The following is a 17113-nucleotide window of genomic DNA, read 5'->3' as shown; positions in this document are numbered from 1 at the left end:
TACAATTACGGAATATCAACAACATATGTCAGGTATTATACGGCAAAAAATATATTATATCGAGATAGTGCTTGAAAAGTTACAAAAATCGGGTATAATGCTCTGTGTCCTTCAGACGCGGGGAGGGGTGGCCGAGTGGTCGAAGGCGGGCGACTCGAAATCGTCTTAGCGGTGCTGAGCCGCTACGTGGGTTCAAATCCCACCTTCTCCGCCATTTATATGAAACACTATTAATCAGTCTTGCACGGCATCATTGGCAGGACTGCTTTTTTTTGCTATTATACTCCATGAAGTTACACGCTCTTGTACAGATGAAACCGTATAATTACTTCCTTTGAGAGAAAAAAGGGGTGGTCTCGCGTTGCTTTTATATTCACATATTAGAAATGCAAGATATGATTCGAAAAGATCACGTATCATATGGACAAGGAGGTGATCAGCATAGGATAGTGAAAACTGCCAATATTACGCTCCTCCAACAGGGGCTACGCCTATATTCAGATAAACGAAGATCCTTTAATTTATTGCATATGGGGACGTGCCAAGAATAATTCAAGTATCAAAGCCAAGATGTGCGTATGATTACATTGGAGGTGCAGTATGGGCATTCGCTTCAGGAAATACATTACGATAATCCCAGGTGTCAAGATCAACCTCAGCAAGAGCGGAGTAAGCGCTACTATTGGCCATAAAGGTGCGAGCGTCAACATAAGTAAAAACGGCACTTTTGTCAACGCTGGAATCCCTGGCACGGGAATATTTATGCGCGAACGGATATCCGAGACTCGTACCGGCAAAACACGAACCATACCTTCTGTTGCAGACATAACAGAAACCATGCACGAAGAAGCAGATAGGCTAAACGAAAAAGTAGCAAAAGACCTTGTTATTTGGGAACACCTCCCTCACCCAATGCAATATCCTGTCTTCCAGATAGCACCTTTTTATCTTGAAAAACCACGCCCAATACCTGTTCCGATGCTTCCAATTTTTGTCGGAGTTGTCATTACCATTATTATCTTTGTACTCGCCAATTTATACACTAACAGCACAGAATGGGCCGTCGTCGCTTCTGCTATTCCAGCTTGTGTTGGCATGTTTTTCTCGTTTAAACAAAAAGCACAGATTGATTATCAAAATTCTACTAAATGGCAAAGTGAATACGATAAGTGGGATGCTGAGCAAAAGAATCTTGAAGAAGATTTTGTTGCTATTATCGATTGCGGAAAAGAGGAGCCCGAAGAAGCTTTATCCGTGGCTTTTGAAAATATCCGGTGGCCTTACGATACACACATATCATATCAAGTTGACAATGATGTTGCTCTTGTCGATATTGATCTTCCAGAGATCGAAGAACTACCAGACAGTGTGTATGTTGTTAGGGGGCAAGGGCGAGATAAAGAGATAGACACAAAGGCAAAAACTAAGGTAAAACTATATGAAGAATATGCACGTCACATCCATGGAATTGGCGTGGTTGTTGCAGCTACGGTTTTTAGTACATTGCTTCACGTCAATACGATCGTTTTATCCGCATTTTCTCAGCGTAAATCAAAACAAACGGCTATGACCATAGATGAATATTTATATAGCGCGATTATCACACGCGATCAATGGACATCATTATTTGACTCTTCTCGATCATGGATGTATGACGACCCCATTGACAGGCTGGAATATTTTGATATTAGACGGAATATGAGTTCCTCATATATATTTAAGCCAATAAAACCTTTCGCCGGAGACGACATTAACGGCACTGTAAATTGCATCAATGCTCGATATGGATTTCGGAACTATAGATGGGGGTGCCCATCTTCAGACTTGGAAGAACGCAAAGAATATGATAACGAACGTCCTTACATCAAAATTTACGAGAAAACAAAAGAAAATTTACAATTAGGAGATATCGCGTTACTAAAAATATTTTACATTTTTTGCCTCGACAGGCTAATGGCCGTTGAAATACAAAGTGGCCTAGTGAATTACGAAAACATTTCTCAGTTGCTAACGCATGGATTAGGAGAGGCCGAAGCGGGAAATTCTAATTTGGAAGAATTAAAATGGTTAAATGATAAATCTTTGTTGTTACTTAGCAAGACTGATGAGGCCGTCATATTAAATATTTCGTCCCATACTGAAATAGATTTGATGGACAAAATTGACAAAAAAGAAAGAGGAGAATTGCCTTCATGAATTGTGAGGGATGATAGAAATGTCTAAAATGGCAAAATGCCGTGACCGCCGATATAAAAACTTGCGCGGAGAAATCGAAATGTGAGCTTTGCGGACAAGGTTTACCAATGCGCCAATGTAAGGCTTGTAGGAGAAGAACGAGGCAAAATCGTAATTTCTGCCCACACTATGGATATTCATTTAAATATAGCTACGTGTCAAAAATAGAAAATAATGGAAATAGGAGGTACCTTTTTCGTGTAGCATAATTATCGTCCTAGTTGTTTTCCTGACAATTGCATATATAGTAACCATCAACCCAATTTAAAAGCGAACCGTCCCCACTGTCCTGACAACCCACTCCAAACAAACCACGCCCCATAATTCCTTATGAGTTTTTGCCAAAAGAGCTTCGTTCGTAATCGCCTCGTCTCCCCTAAGACAGCGGGGTTTATGCCGGTATCGCAAGCATATTGCGTGCTACTGTCAGACCCAAAAAGCGTGAAAGATAACGTCTTTCGTCGATAGCCAAAATAAATTTAGGGCAATGGTTCAGAATAAGGTAAACGTCAAAATTATGTAAGCGTCAAACAGTCAGTACCTCCCCTCAAAGCAGGAAGCCTGTTATCATCTTTTGTAGTGGAGGTATGGAGGTATGGGAAAGCTGCGATATGTAACCTGCGACAGGGTATGTGTCAGATAGGGGGGAGCTCATGTAAATTCTGCCGTACCTGTTTGTTGTTTTACGATCTGTCAGTACTCTTTTTCAGACGGCAGGCTTCCGGCAGTGTGTCGCTCCATGGCAGCAGCGTATGGTATTATTCCGGCTTTATGTTGGGCATGGTCTCAAGTATATGGTTCAGGTATTCAAAGAGTTTTAAGTTGTTTTCTTTGGCGGTCTCTATTATCGAGTAGATCACCGAGCTGCTTTTTGCCCCTTTAGAGGAACAGCAGAAGAGCCAGTTTTTTCTTCCTATGACGAATGGTTTTATGCTGCGTTCAGCACGGTTGTTGGAGATTTCTATTCTGCCGTCCATGTAGAAGGTCTCAAGGAATATCCTCTGTTCAAGTGCGTAGTGCAGCGCTTTTCCCAGGGTGGATTGCGGCAGTGCGCGGGCGGATGCGGCCCACGCGAAGAAGGCGTCCGTTATCGGTTTGCTTTTTTGTAAGGCGTTTCGCATGTCGTTCTTCGGGGGTGAGTTTTTCGTATTCTCTTTCAAGTGCAAAGAGTTTGTCGCAGTATTCAAGTCCGGTCTGCGAGAGAGAGTTTTTTCTTTCTACGGCAGGTATGGAGATAGTTCCTTCGTGGAACTTTCTTCTGGCGTGTGCCCAGCAGCCGCATCGGCGTATGGCGCTGTCGAGTTTGCCATAGCCGGAGTAGCCGTCCGTGTGGAGGCAGCCTTTAAAGCCGCTGAGGAATTTTTTAGGATGGACGCTTGACCTGGTCTCCTGATATTCAAAGAGTACGATCTGGACGCTCGCCTCTTTACCTGTACGGTAGAGCCACATGTAGGAGTTTGTCCTTGAGGCTCTGCCGGGTTCTTTCAGGACTTGCACTGTCGTTTCGTCCGCGTGGAGGATGTCCTCTTTCAGCATCTTTGTTCGCATTTCTTCGTATAACGGAAGCAGCCAGTCGGAGGCGCTTTTTATGAGCCAGTTTGACATGGTCTGACGGCTCAGACAGAGCCCTTCGTTGAGCCATGAGGATTCCTGTCGGTAGAGGGGGACTCCCATCGCGTATTTCTGTATCATAATGTTTGCAATGGCTGAGGCGGAGGCCGCGCTTCCTTTTATCACGGGCTCCGGGATCGGGGCCTTGACGATCCCGACTTTGGTGTTTTCCCTCTCGCAGCGACGGCAGGAATAGATGTCGCGGGCGTACTCGCGGATAAATACTTTGGCGGGGACTACTACAAGCTCCCTCCTTGTATTGCAGTTCATCACATGCATCGGACCGCCGCATTCGGGGCAGATACGTTCCTCTTCCGGAAGAGTACATTCAACACGCTCAACCGGAAGCTCGTCAAAATTATCACGGGATACTGACGAACTCTCCCTTTTGCGTCTCCTGTACGTTATCTCTTCAACTTCCGGCTCCGCACGCTTGGGCTCAGACGTATTCTCCGCTTCGTCAAACAAAAGAAGCTGGAGCCCTTGACCCTCTGACTTCTCGCTGGACTGACCATACTGCCGGTGCTGGCTCAGACGAAAACGCTCCTCATACCACTTGACCAATGACGCAAGCTCCTCGTTCTTCTTCTGAAGATCGCGGTGTTCTTCCTCCAAATCGTGATACTTATTGCGTAACGCTTCAAGGGACCGAACAAGATTTTCCATACCTGCAATTATAAATGATGACACAGCATAAATCCAGTCATATCAAGGACTTGCAATTCCGACTATTATCCTGGACCGACGCTGCGGGAAACACTTCACTCATGCTGAGCTTACGCCTCAGCTTCGTTCCGGCAAACAGACAGGAAAACTCCTCGCCGGTGACACTTATCCTCTTTCCATGCCCATCCGGGGGCCACGGGAACGTACCACGCTCAAGACGCTTTTGATAAAGCCAAAAACCGTCCCCATCCCATTCGATTATCTTCACGCGATTGCGGTTCTTATTGCAGAAAATAAACATGGCGGATCCAAAAGAAACACAGGCAAATCTCAGATTTGCGATAGCAGCGAGGCCGTCCAACCCCTTACGCATATCAGTGGCGCCGCAGACCAGATATATCTCCTTGCCGGAACACTCCAACATGACAAAACTCCTCCCTGGTTAATGGATTACAGGGAAGAGTTTAATGCTCTGGGTGGGGGCGGTATAGGCACGGGACATTTGACGCTTACGGAGTAAATATGGAGTAACGGCACAAAAAACGGCTCAACTCAAATGAGCTGAACCGTTGAAATTACTGGTCGGGGCGAGAAGATTTGAACTTCCGACCTCTTGGTCCCGAACCAAGCACGCTAACCAGACTGCGCTACGCCCCGAAAACTTTTGATATAAAAGCCTCTCATCGCTGAGAGGCCGATAATTTCTGGTGGCGCTAACTGGACTTGAACCAGTGACCTGTCGGGTATGAACCGAATGCTCTAGCCAACTGAGCTACAGCGCCAAAAAAATGGTTGCGGGGACAGGATTTGAACCTGTGACCTTCGGGTTATGAGCCCGACGAGCTTCCGTACTGCTCCACCCCGCGACGCTAAAGTCGTTGGTGCCGAGAGCGGGATTTGAACCCGCACGAACTTGCGTTCGCAGGATTTTAAGTCCCGTGCGTCTACCTTTCCGCCACCCCGGCCAACAGAAGGTATTATACCATCTTTTTTCCTTCCGTCAATACTTCGGCAAAATTTCCGCCGACGTAATTAATTACTGTTAATTGCATACCTAAGAGCGAGTCGAGAAAAATCAACCTCGGGCTTAGTTCAGCAATAAATCTCTTCAGTCCGTAATGGAGCAATCTTACGCTTAGTTCCGCAATAGGCGGTATTATACAGCCGTTTCGTTCGACCTGGCTCTGAATGGAGACGACTATGATGAAACAGTATAAACACATTAACGGAAACGACAGGGTAGCTATTCAATTGGGACTGGAAAGAGGCGACTCTTTTAAAACAATAGCTGAAGCAATCGGCAAACATCCTTCATCTGTGGCAAATGAAGTCAGAAAATATCGTGAGTTTAAGAAGTGCGGCGCACAGGGAAACGTCTTTAACGACTGTGCCCACAGGTTCGACTGCAGGAAAACAAATCTTTGCGACTCACCACAGTGCAGACGAAAGAATTGCCGGTTCTGCGCCAGATGCCGTGATCACTGCGGCGAGTATGAGCTGGAAAGGTGTGCCAAGCTTGCCAAGCCGCCGTATGTCTGTTATGGATGTCGGCAGAAACAGCATTGCACTCTTGAAAAAGCTTTTTATGACGCAGGGATTGCAAACCAGACCTCTTTGAACGTACTCTCCGAATCACGCATGGGCATCAATGCAGATGAGGAAGATATGGAATGCTGGACGAAGACAATCGTGCCTTTAATAAAGCGCGGTCAGTCACTGTATCATATCCTGCATACGACCTCTGACACTGCGAATTTACCGTCGCAGAGGACTTTGTATTCATACGTCGAAAAGGGGGGTTCTATCCGGTGTATGCAGCCTGGATCTGCCCCGCCAGGTAAAGTACAAGAAGAGGTATGTTAAGCGGACTAAAACCAATACCGCTTACCGCAAGGGGCGGGGTCACGAAGAGTTTCTTAAGTACATGGAAGAAAACCCGGACACTCCTCTTGTCGAAATAGACTCGGTTGTCGATGCAGGAGGAAAGCACGCGATACTTACAATGCACTTTGTGGAAATAAGCATGATGCTGGCATATTTAAGGAACGGCAAGGACTCGCAGAGCGTTGTCAATATATTCGACACGCTGACGGAGTCTTTGGGCCTTGAGAAATTTCGCGAATTGTTTCCCGTCATCCTCACCGATAATGGAAGCGAATTCTCAAATCCGGAGATGCTTGAAAAAACCTCTTCAGGCGAATCACGCACGAAAATTTTCTTTTGCGAGCCGTACTCCTCATATCAGAAAGGCGCTATAGAAAACAATCATGAACTTATTCGCAGGATACTGCCGAAGGGCATAAGCTTCGAAGGACTTGCCCAAAAAGACATCACGGATATGATGAACAACATCAATTCTTATGCAAGGAAAAAGCTGAACGGCCATACGCCTTACGACATGTTCAGCTTTCTCCATGGCGCTGAGAGCGCCGGGCTGTTGCGAGAGCTCGGCCTCAAAGCTGTTAAAGCAAAGAGCGTGCTGCTTACGCCAAGTCTCATAAGCCGTAAGCAACCTAAGTAAACTATAGTACAGGTCGGACGGAAAAACAATACCTATAACCGTAAAAACAGGTCGCGTTTACCAATGCAAATTTTGTTCAAATACGCCTTGTAAGATAGGTTTGTGTCAAATTAGGCGCGTTTTTTACTTCAGGAGCATGAGAAGCAAGCGATGCTTCTCATATCCTTACTCCCAGCACTTGTTCTCAGCTCATATATTACTTCTTGTAAGATAACGTAATCGCGCTTAATCTTGCAAGACTCTGCTCATCGCGTTTACATTTGCAAACTTGGGCTTAGTTTTACAATCGACGCGTAATTAATTACAAAAAAAAAACGGCGTCATAAGACGCCGTTAGTTTGTATAAGGTTGGTGTCAAGGAGGGGAATTGAACCCCTATGAGCTAATGCCCACTAGATCCTGAATCTAGCGCGTCTACCAGTTCCGCCACCCTGACACGTTCGGTACAACGTAGGAAATTCTATCAACAATCCACGAATTTGGCAAGGCTTTATCGCGTTTTCCGGCAAAGATTCATAAAATTTGGCTGCCGCGGCCGGGTGAAAACGACTCAAAGCGCGAGGATACGGCGATTTTATCATTTTGCGGCGCCGAGGAGAGGGTTTTCCGCCGCAAAGCCGCGGGGCGCTTCGTGAACAAAAGTGAGCAATAACACCCAAAAGAAGAGATGTTTGTGATAAAATTTTCATATTGGGGAAGATTGTCAAAGGCCTCTTCGGTTTTTGGCGGTCTTAAAAAAATTGAATATAGTGGAGGGATTTTGTGTGAAAATCATGCAAGTCAACGCTGAGAAATGTGTCCAGTGCGGCGCATGTATTGAGGCGTGCTCGAAAGCATATTTCAAGGAAAATTCACCGGAATTGTCAAGGGTCAAGGTCGCCAATATGGCCGGCTTTGCCAATATCAATATCTGCACGCAGTGCGGCGCGTGCATCGGCGTCTGCCCGACGCAGGCGCTTGAGCGCGACGCCAACGGCGTGGTGCAGGTGCGCAAGGACAAGTGCACTTCCTGCCTGATGTGCGTCGGGTTCTGCCCGTCGGCTTCGATGTTCTTCGACGGCGACAAGCAGACGGAGCCCTTCAAGTGCATCGCCTGCGGCATCTGCGCGAGAAAGTGCCCGACGGGAGCGCTTGAGCTCGTAAACGTACCGGCAAAGGCTTAATAGGAGGAGGATATTGACATGGCAAACGCACCAATGAAGCTTCTGGCGGAATGGTCTTTTGAACCGGCGAAGATACACCACGGCTATTCAAAAGAGACTCTTTACATCGGCCTCGGCAACAAGGACGGCAATTATAAATTTGAACAGCGCCCCGTCTCCGAGGATATGATCGAAAAATTCACCGGCGGCCGCGGCTTTGGGCTTAAGCTGCTGTGGGACGCGGTAAATGAAAAGACGAAGTGGGACGATCCCGAGAACGAGATCGTCATCGCCGGCGGCCCCTTCTGCGGCATCACGCAGTATCCCGGCGCGGGAAAATGTTATTCGGTGTTCCTCTCCCCCGCCACCAGGCAGACCTATAACAGCAACGCCGGCGGCTATTTCGCGCCATTCCTCAAATTCTCGGGATTCGACGCGATGGAGCTCCAGGGCAAGGCCGACCGTCCGGTAGTCGTATTCATCGACGGCGACAATAATAAGGTGCAGATTTTTGAATCTACGCTCGAGGATATCAACGCCTACGCGGTATCCGAGGATCTCCACGAATATTTCGCGAAGGACGAGAAGGACAAGAATACGATCTCGGTAGTTTCAAGCGGCATCGGCGCGCGCACGAGCTACTGGGCCGGCATGAATTTCAGCTTCTACGACGTGCGCCGCAAGGCCGTGCGCCTCAAGCAGGCCGGACGCGGCGGCGGCGGCACGGTGCTCTGCGACAAGAATGTGGTGGCGCTGGTCGTGAAGCGCACTCATTTCACGGGGCTTGAGAACGATCCCGTCGACATCAAGACGATCCAGCGCGCGGGCGCGAGCCTGCACAAGCGTATCCACGACCTCGACGACAAGCAGTGCAAGATGCGTTCGGCCGGCACCGCGCACCTTACCGAGGTAATGGACGACTACACGCTGCTGCCGGTCAACAATTATAAGTTCGGCCGCCACAAGGATATCGACAACATCAGCTCGAACTCTTACATCAAGCTCTTCACTCAGGGCATGGCCGACGGCTGCTGGTACGGCTGTTCGCTCGCCTGCGCGAAGGCTGTCGACCACTTCCCGCTGCAGACCGGACCGTGGAAGGGCAAGGAGGTCATCGTCGACGGGCCGGAATACGAAACGGCGGCGGGACTCGGCTCAAACCTCGGCATCTTCGATCCGCTGTGGACGATCGAGGCCAACTTTTACGCCGACCACTACGGACTTGACACTATCTCGCTCGGCACCGGCATGGCCTTCGTCTGCGAGTGCTTCGAACTGGGGCTGATCAACAAGGAGAACACTCACGGGCTCGACCTCAACTTCGGCAGCAAGCATGACATCATGGAGCTGCTGCACCGCATCGCGCACGGCAGCGACGAGTTCGCCGTCGCCTGCGGCAAGGGCATCGAGGTCGCGCGCGAATACTTTGCCGAGCATTACGGCGCGGATATGAAAAAGATGATGAAGATCGGCATGGTCTGTCAGGGGCTGGAGGCTTCCGAATACCGCTGCCAGGAATCGATCGCGCAGTGGGGCGGCTACTTCCTTACGCTCAAGGGGCCGCAGCATGACGAGGCGTGGCTCATCTTCATGGACATGGTCAACAAGCAGCTGCCGACATACGAAGATAAGGCCGAAGCCCTCTTCTTCTTCCCGAATTTCCGTCTCTGGTTCTCGCTGCAGGGGCTCTGCAAGCTACCGTGGAACGACATCGAACCGGCCGACAACGGCATGAAGTATAAGGGGATCGAGGCGGCGCGCGTCCCCGAACATCTGCAGAACTATCTCGACATTTTCGAGGCCATCACCGGCAAGCACCTGACCCGCGACGGCCTCATCGAGCAGTCCGAGAAGGTATATAACTTCGAGCGCATCTTCAACCTGCGCATGGGCAAGGGAACGTCGAAATACCATGAAGCGCCCGACCGCGGCCTCGGCCCCGTGTGGGAAGACGAGTGGAACGCGCGCCCCGAATATTTCGACGGTAGGCTCAAGGAGTTCAGCGTCGATATCGAGGGGCTATCCGTCAGAGAGAAGATCGACCTGCTCCAGAAGCACCGCCGCGAGCAGTGGCAGATGCTCAAGATGGCCGTCTACAAGCGCCGCGGCTGGAATAAGAACGGCATCCCGACACTTGCGACGGTAAGGCGTCTTGGCATAGACTATCCCGACGTAGTGGCGCTGCTTGAAAAGCACCTGAAGCCAGAGGACGAATTTGAAGATTAATATTAAAGGAGAGTAATGCGCATGATAACCGTCAACGGAGAACAGTCGCCGTGGAGAGAAGGTCTCACGGTACAGCAGCTTCTCGATGAGAAGAATTTTACCTTCAAGATGCTCGCCGTATGGGTCGACGACAGCGTTGTCGACAAGAGCCGCTATTCGGAGGCGAAGATCCGCGACGGGGCCAATGTGCAGGTGATACACAACATCAGCGGGGGCTAAACTTCGCCTGGAACGCTCCGGCGTTTTCAAAGGGCGGGCGCTTTCGGGTGTCCGCCCTTACTTTGTCTGCCGCACAGCGGAAAGCCCTCAACGGGATTGACAGAGATATATTTTCGGGTGTTAAATATACGGGAAATGATTTTTGCGGGAACGGAGAATGTCTGTGGCAATAAACTTTAAGAGCTCGTCTTTTTACTTTACATGCTGGAACTGGGACTATTATTTTAGCCTCAGTCAGTTTGCTATGGTTTGAGCTCTTTTGTGTGATATATAAAATTCGTCTTAGACGATATCTCACCCGGAGCGAAAGCCCCGGGTGATTTTATTTTGTACGGAAGACGAGAATCGAAAAGAGGCGGTATTTATGGGGTTCAAAATCACCATCGCCGGACTGGGGCTCATGGGAGCCTCACTCGCGAAAGCCCTCCGCGGCTGGCGGGAGGCCGAGATCGGCGGCGTCGAGACTGACGCCGAAGTGCTTGCGAAGGCGCTGGACAGCGGCGTGATAGACAAGGGTTATATTCTGAATGAGGACAACGCGCGTGATGCGCTCGACGCCGACCTTGTCGTGATTGCCCTCTATCCGCGCGCCGCGCTGAAATTTCTGCAAGATTTCGCCCGCTGCGCCAAAGAGGGCGCCGTATGGAGCGACCTTACAGGCATCAAGGGCGCCGTCGCCGCCGAAGCGCGGCGGTCTATGCCGGCGGGCGCCGAGTTCCTCGGAGCGCACCCGATGGCGGGGCGCGAGAGCTCCGGTTACGCCTCTTCGGACGGCGGGCTCTTCGCGGGATGCAATTTCATCATCACTCCCGGCGAGGAAAATACGCGGGCGGCGGTATCGCTTATCAAAGAGATGGCCGCCTATGCGGGGGCGGCGCGCGTCGTCGAGACTGCGCCGGAGAGGCACGACCGGATGATAGCCTATACGAGCCAGATGGCGCATGTGCTTGCGGCCGCCATCTTAAACAGCGGACTGCTCTTTGAAAGCAAAGGATTCGAGGGCGGCTCGTTCCGCGATCTTACGCGCGTCGGTACTCTGAATCCCGAAATGTGGAGCGAGCTTTTCATCATGAACGGAGCGCCCCTCGGCGGCGTTCTCACAGAGCTTGAGGCGAATATCGCCGCGCTGAGGAAGATCATCGAGTCGGGGGACGGGGAACGCCTCAAAGCGGCGCTCGCGGCCGCGACGCGCCGCAAGGCGGAGTACCTGAACGCGCCCTGTTCGTCAGCGGGAAAGGATGATGTCAGGTGAAGAAGGGCATAACGATAACGCCGAAGCCCCTGGCGGGGACGATAAAGATAATGCCCAGCAAGAGCATGTCGCACCGAATGGCGATCTGCGCAGCGCTCGCAGGCGGTTCGCAGGTCCGCTCCCTCGGCCTCAGCGAGGATATTACAGCGACCTGCCGCGTCCTGCGGGGGCTGGGCTGCGAAATGGAACTGACGGGAGACACGCTCACGACCGGTCCTAAAAAAGAACCGCCGCGGGAGGCCGAGCCGCTCGACTGCGGAGAGTCTGGGAGCACCTTGCGCTTTATCATCCCGCTGGCGCTGGACGGCAAAAGGCGGCGTTTCACGGGACAGGGGCGTCTGATGAGCCGCCCGCAGGCGGAGTATGAACGCATCTTCACGGAGAGGGGCATCGACTTCATCAGGAGCGACGATTATATCGAGGTCTGCGGCCGCCTGAGGCCGGGCGTTTTCGAGGTGCGCGGCGACGTATCAAGCCAGTTCACCTCGGGGCTGCTCTTTGCCCTGCCGGCGCTTGACGGGGATTCCAGGATCGTGGTGACGACGCCGCCGGAGAGCAGAGGTTATATAGAGCTGACGTTGTCGGCGCTCGCCGGGTTCGGCATAAAGGCGGCCTGGGATGACGGCGGCCGCGCGCTGAATGTTCCCGGAAGGCAGCGTTTTGCTCCCGCCGCCGTCACCGTCGAGGGCGATTTCAGCCACGCCGCCTTCTGGCTCGCGGCGGGAGCCGTCGGCGGCGGCGCGGAGCTGACTGGGCTGAAAAAAGACAGTCTGCAGGGCGATGCGATGATAGTAGAGCTGGCGCGCCGTATGGGAGCCGCCGTGGAATGGCGCGGAGAAAAGCTCTGTGTCGCGCGCTCAAAGCTGCGCGGCGCTGAGATCGACGTCTCGCAGACGCCGGACCTCTTTCCGGCTCTTTCCGTTCTCGCCGCCTGCGCGGAGGGAGAAACGCGGCTCACGGGAGCGGCGCGGCTGCGCATAAAAGAGAGCGACAGGCTCGCGGCGATGGCCGCGGAACTCGCCGCCCTCGGCGCGGAAGTACGGGAGGGAGAGGACTCGCTTACCATTACGGGAGGCGGAAAGCTGCGCGGCGGCGCGGTTTCCGCGCACAACGACCACAGGGTCGCGATGAGCCTGGCCGTCGCCGCCTCGGCGTGCGTTGGGGAGACTACGATAGACGACGCGGAGTGCGTGAAAAAGAGCGCCCCCGATTTCTGGAAGGAATACCGCGCGATGGGCGGCAGTTTCATGATCGATAAGGAGGGGCGGCAATGAAGTTTTCAATCTTTGGAGAATCCCACGGACCGGCGATCGGAGTCCTGCTTGAGGACGTCCCGGCCGGCGCCGCGCTGAATATGGAGGAGATCGCATTTGAGATGGGACGCCGGGCCCCCGGCAAAAACGCCCTCTCGACGGCCCGTAAAGAGGCGGACTCCCCCGAAGTGCTGAGCGGTGTTTACAACGGTTTCACCACCGGCGCTCCGCTCTGCGCGATGATAAGAAACACCGACGCGAGATCAGGCGACTATTCGCTGCTGAAACGTTTTCCGCGCCCGGGACACGCCGACTACACCGCCGCGGCGCGCTACGGCGGCTTCGCGGACATGCGCGGCAGCGGCCAGTTTTCGGGGCGGCTCACCGCGCCGCTGGTCTTCGCGGGGGCGGTTGCCAAGCAGCTGCTGGCTCGCCGCGGGATCTTTGTCGGAGCCCATATCTGCTCGATAAACGGCATAAAAGACACCTGCCTTGAGGATAGCCCGCTTTTTCGGAGCGGCGGCGAATCCCTCCTGCGGGCGGCGGCGCACAGGGAGCTTCCGGTGCTTGACGAGGGCGCGGGAGAGAGGATGCGCGAGGCGATCGCCGAAGCGAAGAGAAACGGTGATTCGCTCGGCGGCGTCATCGAATGCGCCGCGACCGGCCTTGAGGCTGGCATCGGAGAGCCCGGCGCCGATTCGCTGGAAAGCCTCATTTCGCGCAACTGTTTCGCGGTCCCTGGAGTGAAGGGGATCGAATTCGGGGCGGGATTCGCCTTCGCGGAGATGAGAGGGAGCGAGGCGAACGACCCTATGGAGATGAAAGAGGGCAGGGTCGTCATGAGGAGCAACAACAACGGCGGCATCAGCGGCGGCATCTCGACCGGCGCGCCGCTGCTTTTCCGCGCCGCGCTGCGCCCCACCTCCTCGATAGCCCGCGAGCAGGATACCGTCGATATGGAACGGCGCGCTGACGCAAAGCTCGTCGTGCCCGGGCGTCACGACCCCTGCATCGTACACCGCGCCGTACCGGCGATCGAAGCCGCCGCCGCGCTGGCGCTGCTTGAAGCCGTCCAGAAGCTTTACGGCATTCGCTGCATTTAAGGAGAATGATGATGCTGAAGGAATACAGAGAAGAGATACGCGAACTTGATGAAAAAATCCTGGCCCTGATCGAAAGGCGGCTTGAGGCCGCGCGCGCGATCGCCGAATACAAGATGGACCGCAACATCCCGATCACCGACGCCGCGCAGGAGGAGAGCGTCATCGACCATGTGGTCTCGCTCGCAAAGCGCGAGGACGACATCCCGTACATCCGCCGCTTCTGGCGGATGATGTTGGAAAACAGCCGCGCCGTGCAGCACAAGGTCGTGACCGGCGACAACATCACGGGGCTGTGGCTGCGGGAGATGATACGCGCCGCCGCGCGCCGGAAGGAAAATCCCCAGGTCATCTACAGGGGATGCGAGGGCTCCCGCGGGCATGAGGCCGCCGAGGCATACTTCGGCGGGGAGGCCCGATTCGGAAACGCCGCCACCTACGAAAAGGTCTGCCGCTCCGTCAAAAACGGCACGGCGGACTACGCTGTGCTGCCGCTTGAGTCAAACACCGCGGGAGCGATGGCCGGAGTTCGCGAGCTGATAAACAAGTACGGCCTCTGCATAGCGGGAGAACAGAACGTCCGCCTCGACGACTGCCTCGCCGCGCCCAGGGGAGCCGATATCGGGGAGATAAGGGAGATATACGCGCACGAGCAGGTGCTGGCACGCTGCACGGCTTTTCTTGAGGACCACCCCGAGATAAAGGCCGTCCCCAGCCTCAGCTCCGCAAAGTGCGTCAGGAAGGTCGCGGAAGAGGGCTCGCCGCGCGGTGCGGTCATCACCTCCGGGTTCGCCGCCGAAATGAGCGGCCTCGAGGTGATAGCCCCCTACATAAGCGACAACCCAGGCAGTTGTACGCGTTTTGTGATCCTCTCAAATAAATTTGAGATATCGCCCGGCTGCAACAAGGTCAGCATCGCATTCACCGTCCGCCACCGCGCCGGGGCCCTCCAGCGCGTGCTCGGCGTCTTCGCCGACTACCACCTGAACCTCTCCAAGATAGAGTCCGTACCGGTAGGCGGCGCTGATTTCGAGTACCTCTTCTTCGCCGATTTCGCGGGAGATCTCGCGCAGGCCAACACGCAAAAGGCGCTCGCGCTGGTGGAACAGGAGTGCGACTCGCTGCGCGTACTGGGCAACTATAAGAGCAAGCGCCGCAACATCGTCCTCGTGGGAATGCCCGGCAGCGGCAAAAACGCCGTCGGCAAAGCGCTCGCGCTTCAGATCGGCATGGACTACTACGACACCGACGCCCTCATAGAAGAGCGGGAGGGCATGAGCACCACGGAGATATTCGCGAAAAAGGGGGAGAAATACTTCCGCGACGCCGAGACGGAGATCGCCAAAGAGGTCTCGTGTCTGGGCGGGGCGGTCATATCCACCGGAGGCGGCACGATGATGCGCCAGGAAAACGCGCGCGCGCTGCGGCGCACCGGCTACGTCTTTTTCGTCAACCGGCCGGTCGAGGAAATTTTGGCGAGCGTAGACCTCTCTAACAGGCCGCTGCTCGCGGGCGACCCGAAGCATATATTCAAACTCTACACGGACCGCCTGCCCACCTACCGGGAGGTATCTGACTATGAGGTGCGCAACGACGGTGAACTCAGCCAGGCGGTCAACATGCTGGATTCGATAATAGAGCTTCTCAAAGGCGGTTACCGTGTGGCTTAAAAGGCCGGCTGCCGCCCCCTGTCCGCGCGGTAGTTGCCGAGTATCTTCAGGTAGCTGGTATTCTTTTTAAGCTCCGCGACGGCTCTTGCAACGTTTTTCTCTTTCAGGTGCCCGCTGAAGTCCATGTGGAAGAAATATTCCCAGGAGCCTCCCTCCATCGGACGTGATTCGATGTTGGTCAGGTTCAGGCCGTTGTCGTAAAAGCAGGCAAGCGCCTTGCAGAGCGACCCCGGTTCGTGGCGGAGGCCGATGACGACGGTTATTTTGTCGGCCTCGTCGTCATGGCGGTCGCCGGCGGCGATGATGACGAAACGGGTGTAATTGCGGGAGTTGAAGTTTATGCGCGGCGCGAGTATCTCAAGGCCGTAGAGCTCCGCGGCCTCCCTGCTCGCTACGGCGGCTTTCGTCATATCTTTTTCTTCGCTTACCATCTTCGCGCTCCTGGCGGTGTTGAAGTACGGCACCAGCTCCCACTCGCGGTGTCCGCCAAAAAATTCCGCGCATTGGCTGAATCCCTGCGGATGAGAGTAGACCGTCCTGATATCCTCCATCCTCGCTCCCTTTACGGCCATGAGGTTGTGGTCCACCTTAACGATCTTCTCGCCGACGATGCGGCAGTCGTTCTTACGCAGCAGATCATAGACCTCAAGTATCCCCCCGGTGGACGAATTCTCTATCGGCAGCACGCCGCAGTCCGCCTCGCCGCCGACGACGGCGGCGACAACGTCGCCAAAGAGCTTGAAGCTGGATTCGCTGACCTCCTGTCCGGAGAAATAGCCGCGCAGCGCCTGGTGGCTGTATGAGCCGGGGACCCCCTGATAGCCGACTCTGCGATAGGGCGTCCCGGCAGAGGCGGCGCGATGCCGCGCGCCCTCTTCAGCCGATATTTTTTCGTTTTCGTAACGGCGGCTGGCCTCCATGACCTTGTCCATCAGCCACAGACAGCCGCCGCGGTATTCGGGGTCCCGCACCCAGCCGGAACATTGTTCGATGACCTCTTTTTCGCGCGCCGCGTCATAGACGGGAAGCCCGCGCTCCCTTTTATACTCGGCGACGCTCCGGACAAGTTCCATCCGGCGTTCAAACAGGGAGATCAGCGATCTGTTGGTCCGGTCTATCTCTATTCGTATTTTTTTCAGCTCGTCATGGTCCATGCTGCTTTACCTCCGCTCTCTCTCCCTTTATTTCATCAACGATGACTACACCCGGCGGGATTTC

The 17113-nt window shown here is 53.7% G+C and carries 12 protein-coding genes, 6 tRNA genes and 1 pseudogene; 11 read left to right on the top strand and 8 right to left on the bottom strand.

Annotated features, from left to right (window positions below; genetic code table 11):
- Positions 1 to 121: 121 nt before the first annotated feature.
- Positions 122 to 214: transfer RNA gene (locus tag CLOEV_RS05255), tRNA-Ser, on the top strand.
- A gap of 386 nt (positions 215 to 600) precedes the next feature.
- Entirely contained in the window at positions 601 to 2196 is a 1596-nt protein-coding gene (locus CLOEV_RS17305) for a DUF4236 domain-containing protein (protein WP_245591111.1), read from the top strand.
- 797 nt (positions 2197 to 2993) lie between these two features.
- Here the strand turns inward: CLOEV_RS17305 and tnpC are convergent.
- The 6 genes and pseudogenes from tnpC to CLOEV_RS05215 form a co-directional block, all read right to left on the bottom strand.
- A pseudogene (gene tnpC, locus CLOEV_RS05240) lies at positions 2994 to 4512 on the bottom strand (IS66 family transposase).
- A gap of 37 nt (positions 4513 to 4549) precedes the next feature.
- The gene (gene tnpB / locus CLOEV_RS05235) at positions 4550 to 4936 is read right to left on the bottom strand and encodes an IS66 family insertion sequence element accessory protein TnpB (protein WP_034442351.1); all 387 of its coding nucleotides are present in this window, start codon (positions 4934 to 4936) and stop codon (positions 4550 to 4552) included.
- A gap of 155 nt (positions 4937 to 5091) precedes the next feature.
- Positions 5092 to 5169, bottom strand: a tRNA-Pro gene (locus CLOEV_RS05230).
- A gap of 48 nt (positions 5170 to 5217) precedes the next feature.
- A tRNA-Met gene (locus CLOEV_RS05225) sits at positions 5218 to 5294 on the bottom strand.
- A 7-nt stretch (positions 5295 to 5301) separates the two neighbouring features.
- Positions 5302 to 5378 (bottom strand) — tRNA-Met (locus CLOEV_RS05220).
- A gap of 13 nt (positions 5379 to 5391) precedes the next feature.
- Positions 5392 to 5477: transfer RNA gene (locus CLOEV_RS05215), tRNA-Leu, on the bottom strand.
- Positions 5478 to 5715: 238 nt separating this feature from the next.
- Here CLOEV_RS05215 and CLOEV_RS15855 point away from each other — a divergent pair.
- Together CLOEV_RS15855 and CLOEV_RS15850 are read left to right on the top strand one after the other, a co-directional pair.
- Positions 5716 to 6375, top strand: a complete 660-nt coding sequence (locus CLOEV_RS15855; protein ID WP_169732197.1) for a helix-turn-helix domain-containing protein — start codon at positions 5716 to 5718, stop codon at positions 6373 to 6375.
- On the top strand, positions 6260 to 7033 hold the full coding sequence (locus CLOEV_RS15850) for an IS30 family transposase (RefSeq protein WP_342667589.1): 774 nt from the start codon (positions 6260 to 6262) through the stop codon (positions 7031 to 7033). The genes CLOEV_RS15855 and CLOEV_RS15850 overlap by 116 nt, the downstream gene beginning before the upstream one ends.
- Before the next feature lie 349 nt (positions 7034 to 7382).
- Here the strand turns inward: CLOEV_RS15850 and CLOEV_RS05205 are convergent.
- Positions 7383 to 7469, bottom strand: a tRNA-Leu gene (locus CLOEV_RS05205).
- 337 nt (positions 7470 to 7806) lie between these two features.
- Between CLOEV_RS05205 and CLOEV_RS05200 the strand changes: the two genes are divergently transcribed.
- The 7 genes from CLOEV_RS05200 (at position 7807) to CLOEV_RS05170 (ending at position 15895) form a co-directional block, all read left to right on the top strand.
- Positions 7807 to 8196, top strand: a complete 390-nt coding sequence (locus tag CLOEV_RS05200; protein ID WP_232196887.1) for a 4Fe-4S binding protein — start codon at positions 7807 to 7809, stop codon at positions 8194 to 8196.
- 18 nt (positions 8197 to 8214) lie between these two features.
- Positions 8215 to 10401 carry an aldehyde ferredoxin oxidoreductase family protein gene (locus tag CLOEV_RS05195; RefSeq protein ID WP_084482185.1) on the top strand — a complete coding sequence of 729 codons (2187 nt, stop codon included), beginning with the start codon at positions 8215 to 8217 and terminating at the stop codon, positions 10399 to 10401.
- A gap of 21 nt (positions 10402 to 10422) precedes the next feature.
- A complete protein-coding gene (gene thiS, locus CLOEV_RS05190; protein ID WP_008711087.1) occupies positions 10423 to 10620 on the top strand; it encodes a sulfur carrier protein ThiS in 198 nt (65 codons plus the stop codon).
- Between the two features lie 364 nt (positions 10621 to 10984).
- The gene (locus CLOEV_RS05185; RefSeq protein ID WP_008711085.1) at positions 10985 to 11872 is read left to right on the top strand and encodes a prephenate dehydrogenase; all 888 of its coding nucleotides are present in this window, start codon (positions 10985 to 10987) and stop codon (positions 11870 to 11872) included.
- On the top strand, positions 11869 to 13146 hold the full coding sequence (gene aroA, locus CLOEV_RS05180; RefSeq protein WP_008711084.1) for a 3-phosphoshikimate 1-carboxyvinyltransferase: 1278 nt from the start codon (positions 11869 to 11871) through the stop codon (positions 13144 to 13146). The genes CLOEV_RS05185 and aroA overlap by 4 nt, the downstream gene beginning before the upstream one ends.
- Positions 13143 to 14228, top strand: coding sequence for a chorismate synthase (aroC, locus tag CLOEV_RS05175; RefSeq protein WP_008711082.1), 1086 nt, complete (start codon positions 13143 to 13145; stop codon positions 14226 to 14228). Before aroA ends, aroC begins: the two co-directional genes overlap by 4 nt.
- A 5-nt stretch (positions 14229 to 14233) precedes the next feature.
- A complete protein-coding gene (locus tag CLOEV_RS05170; RefSeq protein ID WP_034442344.1) occupies positions 14234 to 15895 on the top strand; it encodes a prephenate dehydratase domain-containing protein in 1662 nt (553 codons plus the stop codon).
- On the opposite strand, the gene pheA is transcribed toward CLOEV_RS05170, so the two are convergent.
- Positions 15892 to 17049, bottom strand: coding sequence for a prephenate dehydratase (pheA, locus tag CLOEV_RS05165; RefSeq protein WP_034442341.1), 1158 nt, complete (start codon positions 17047 to 17049; stop codon positions 15892 to 15894). The genes CLOEV_RS05170 and pheA overlap by 4 nt on opposite strands.
- Between the last annotated feature and the right edge of the window lie 64 nt (positions 17050 to 17113).

The organism is Cloacibacillus evryensis DSM 19522 (assembly GCF_000585335.1).
GTDB classification, from domain to species: domain Bacteria; phylum Synergistota; class Synergistia; order Synergistales; family Synergistaceae; genus Cloacibacillus; species Cloacibacillus evryensis.
This window is presented reverse-complemented; position numbering and strand designations above follow the sequence as displayed.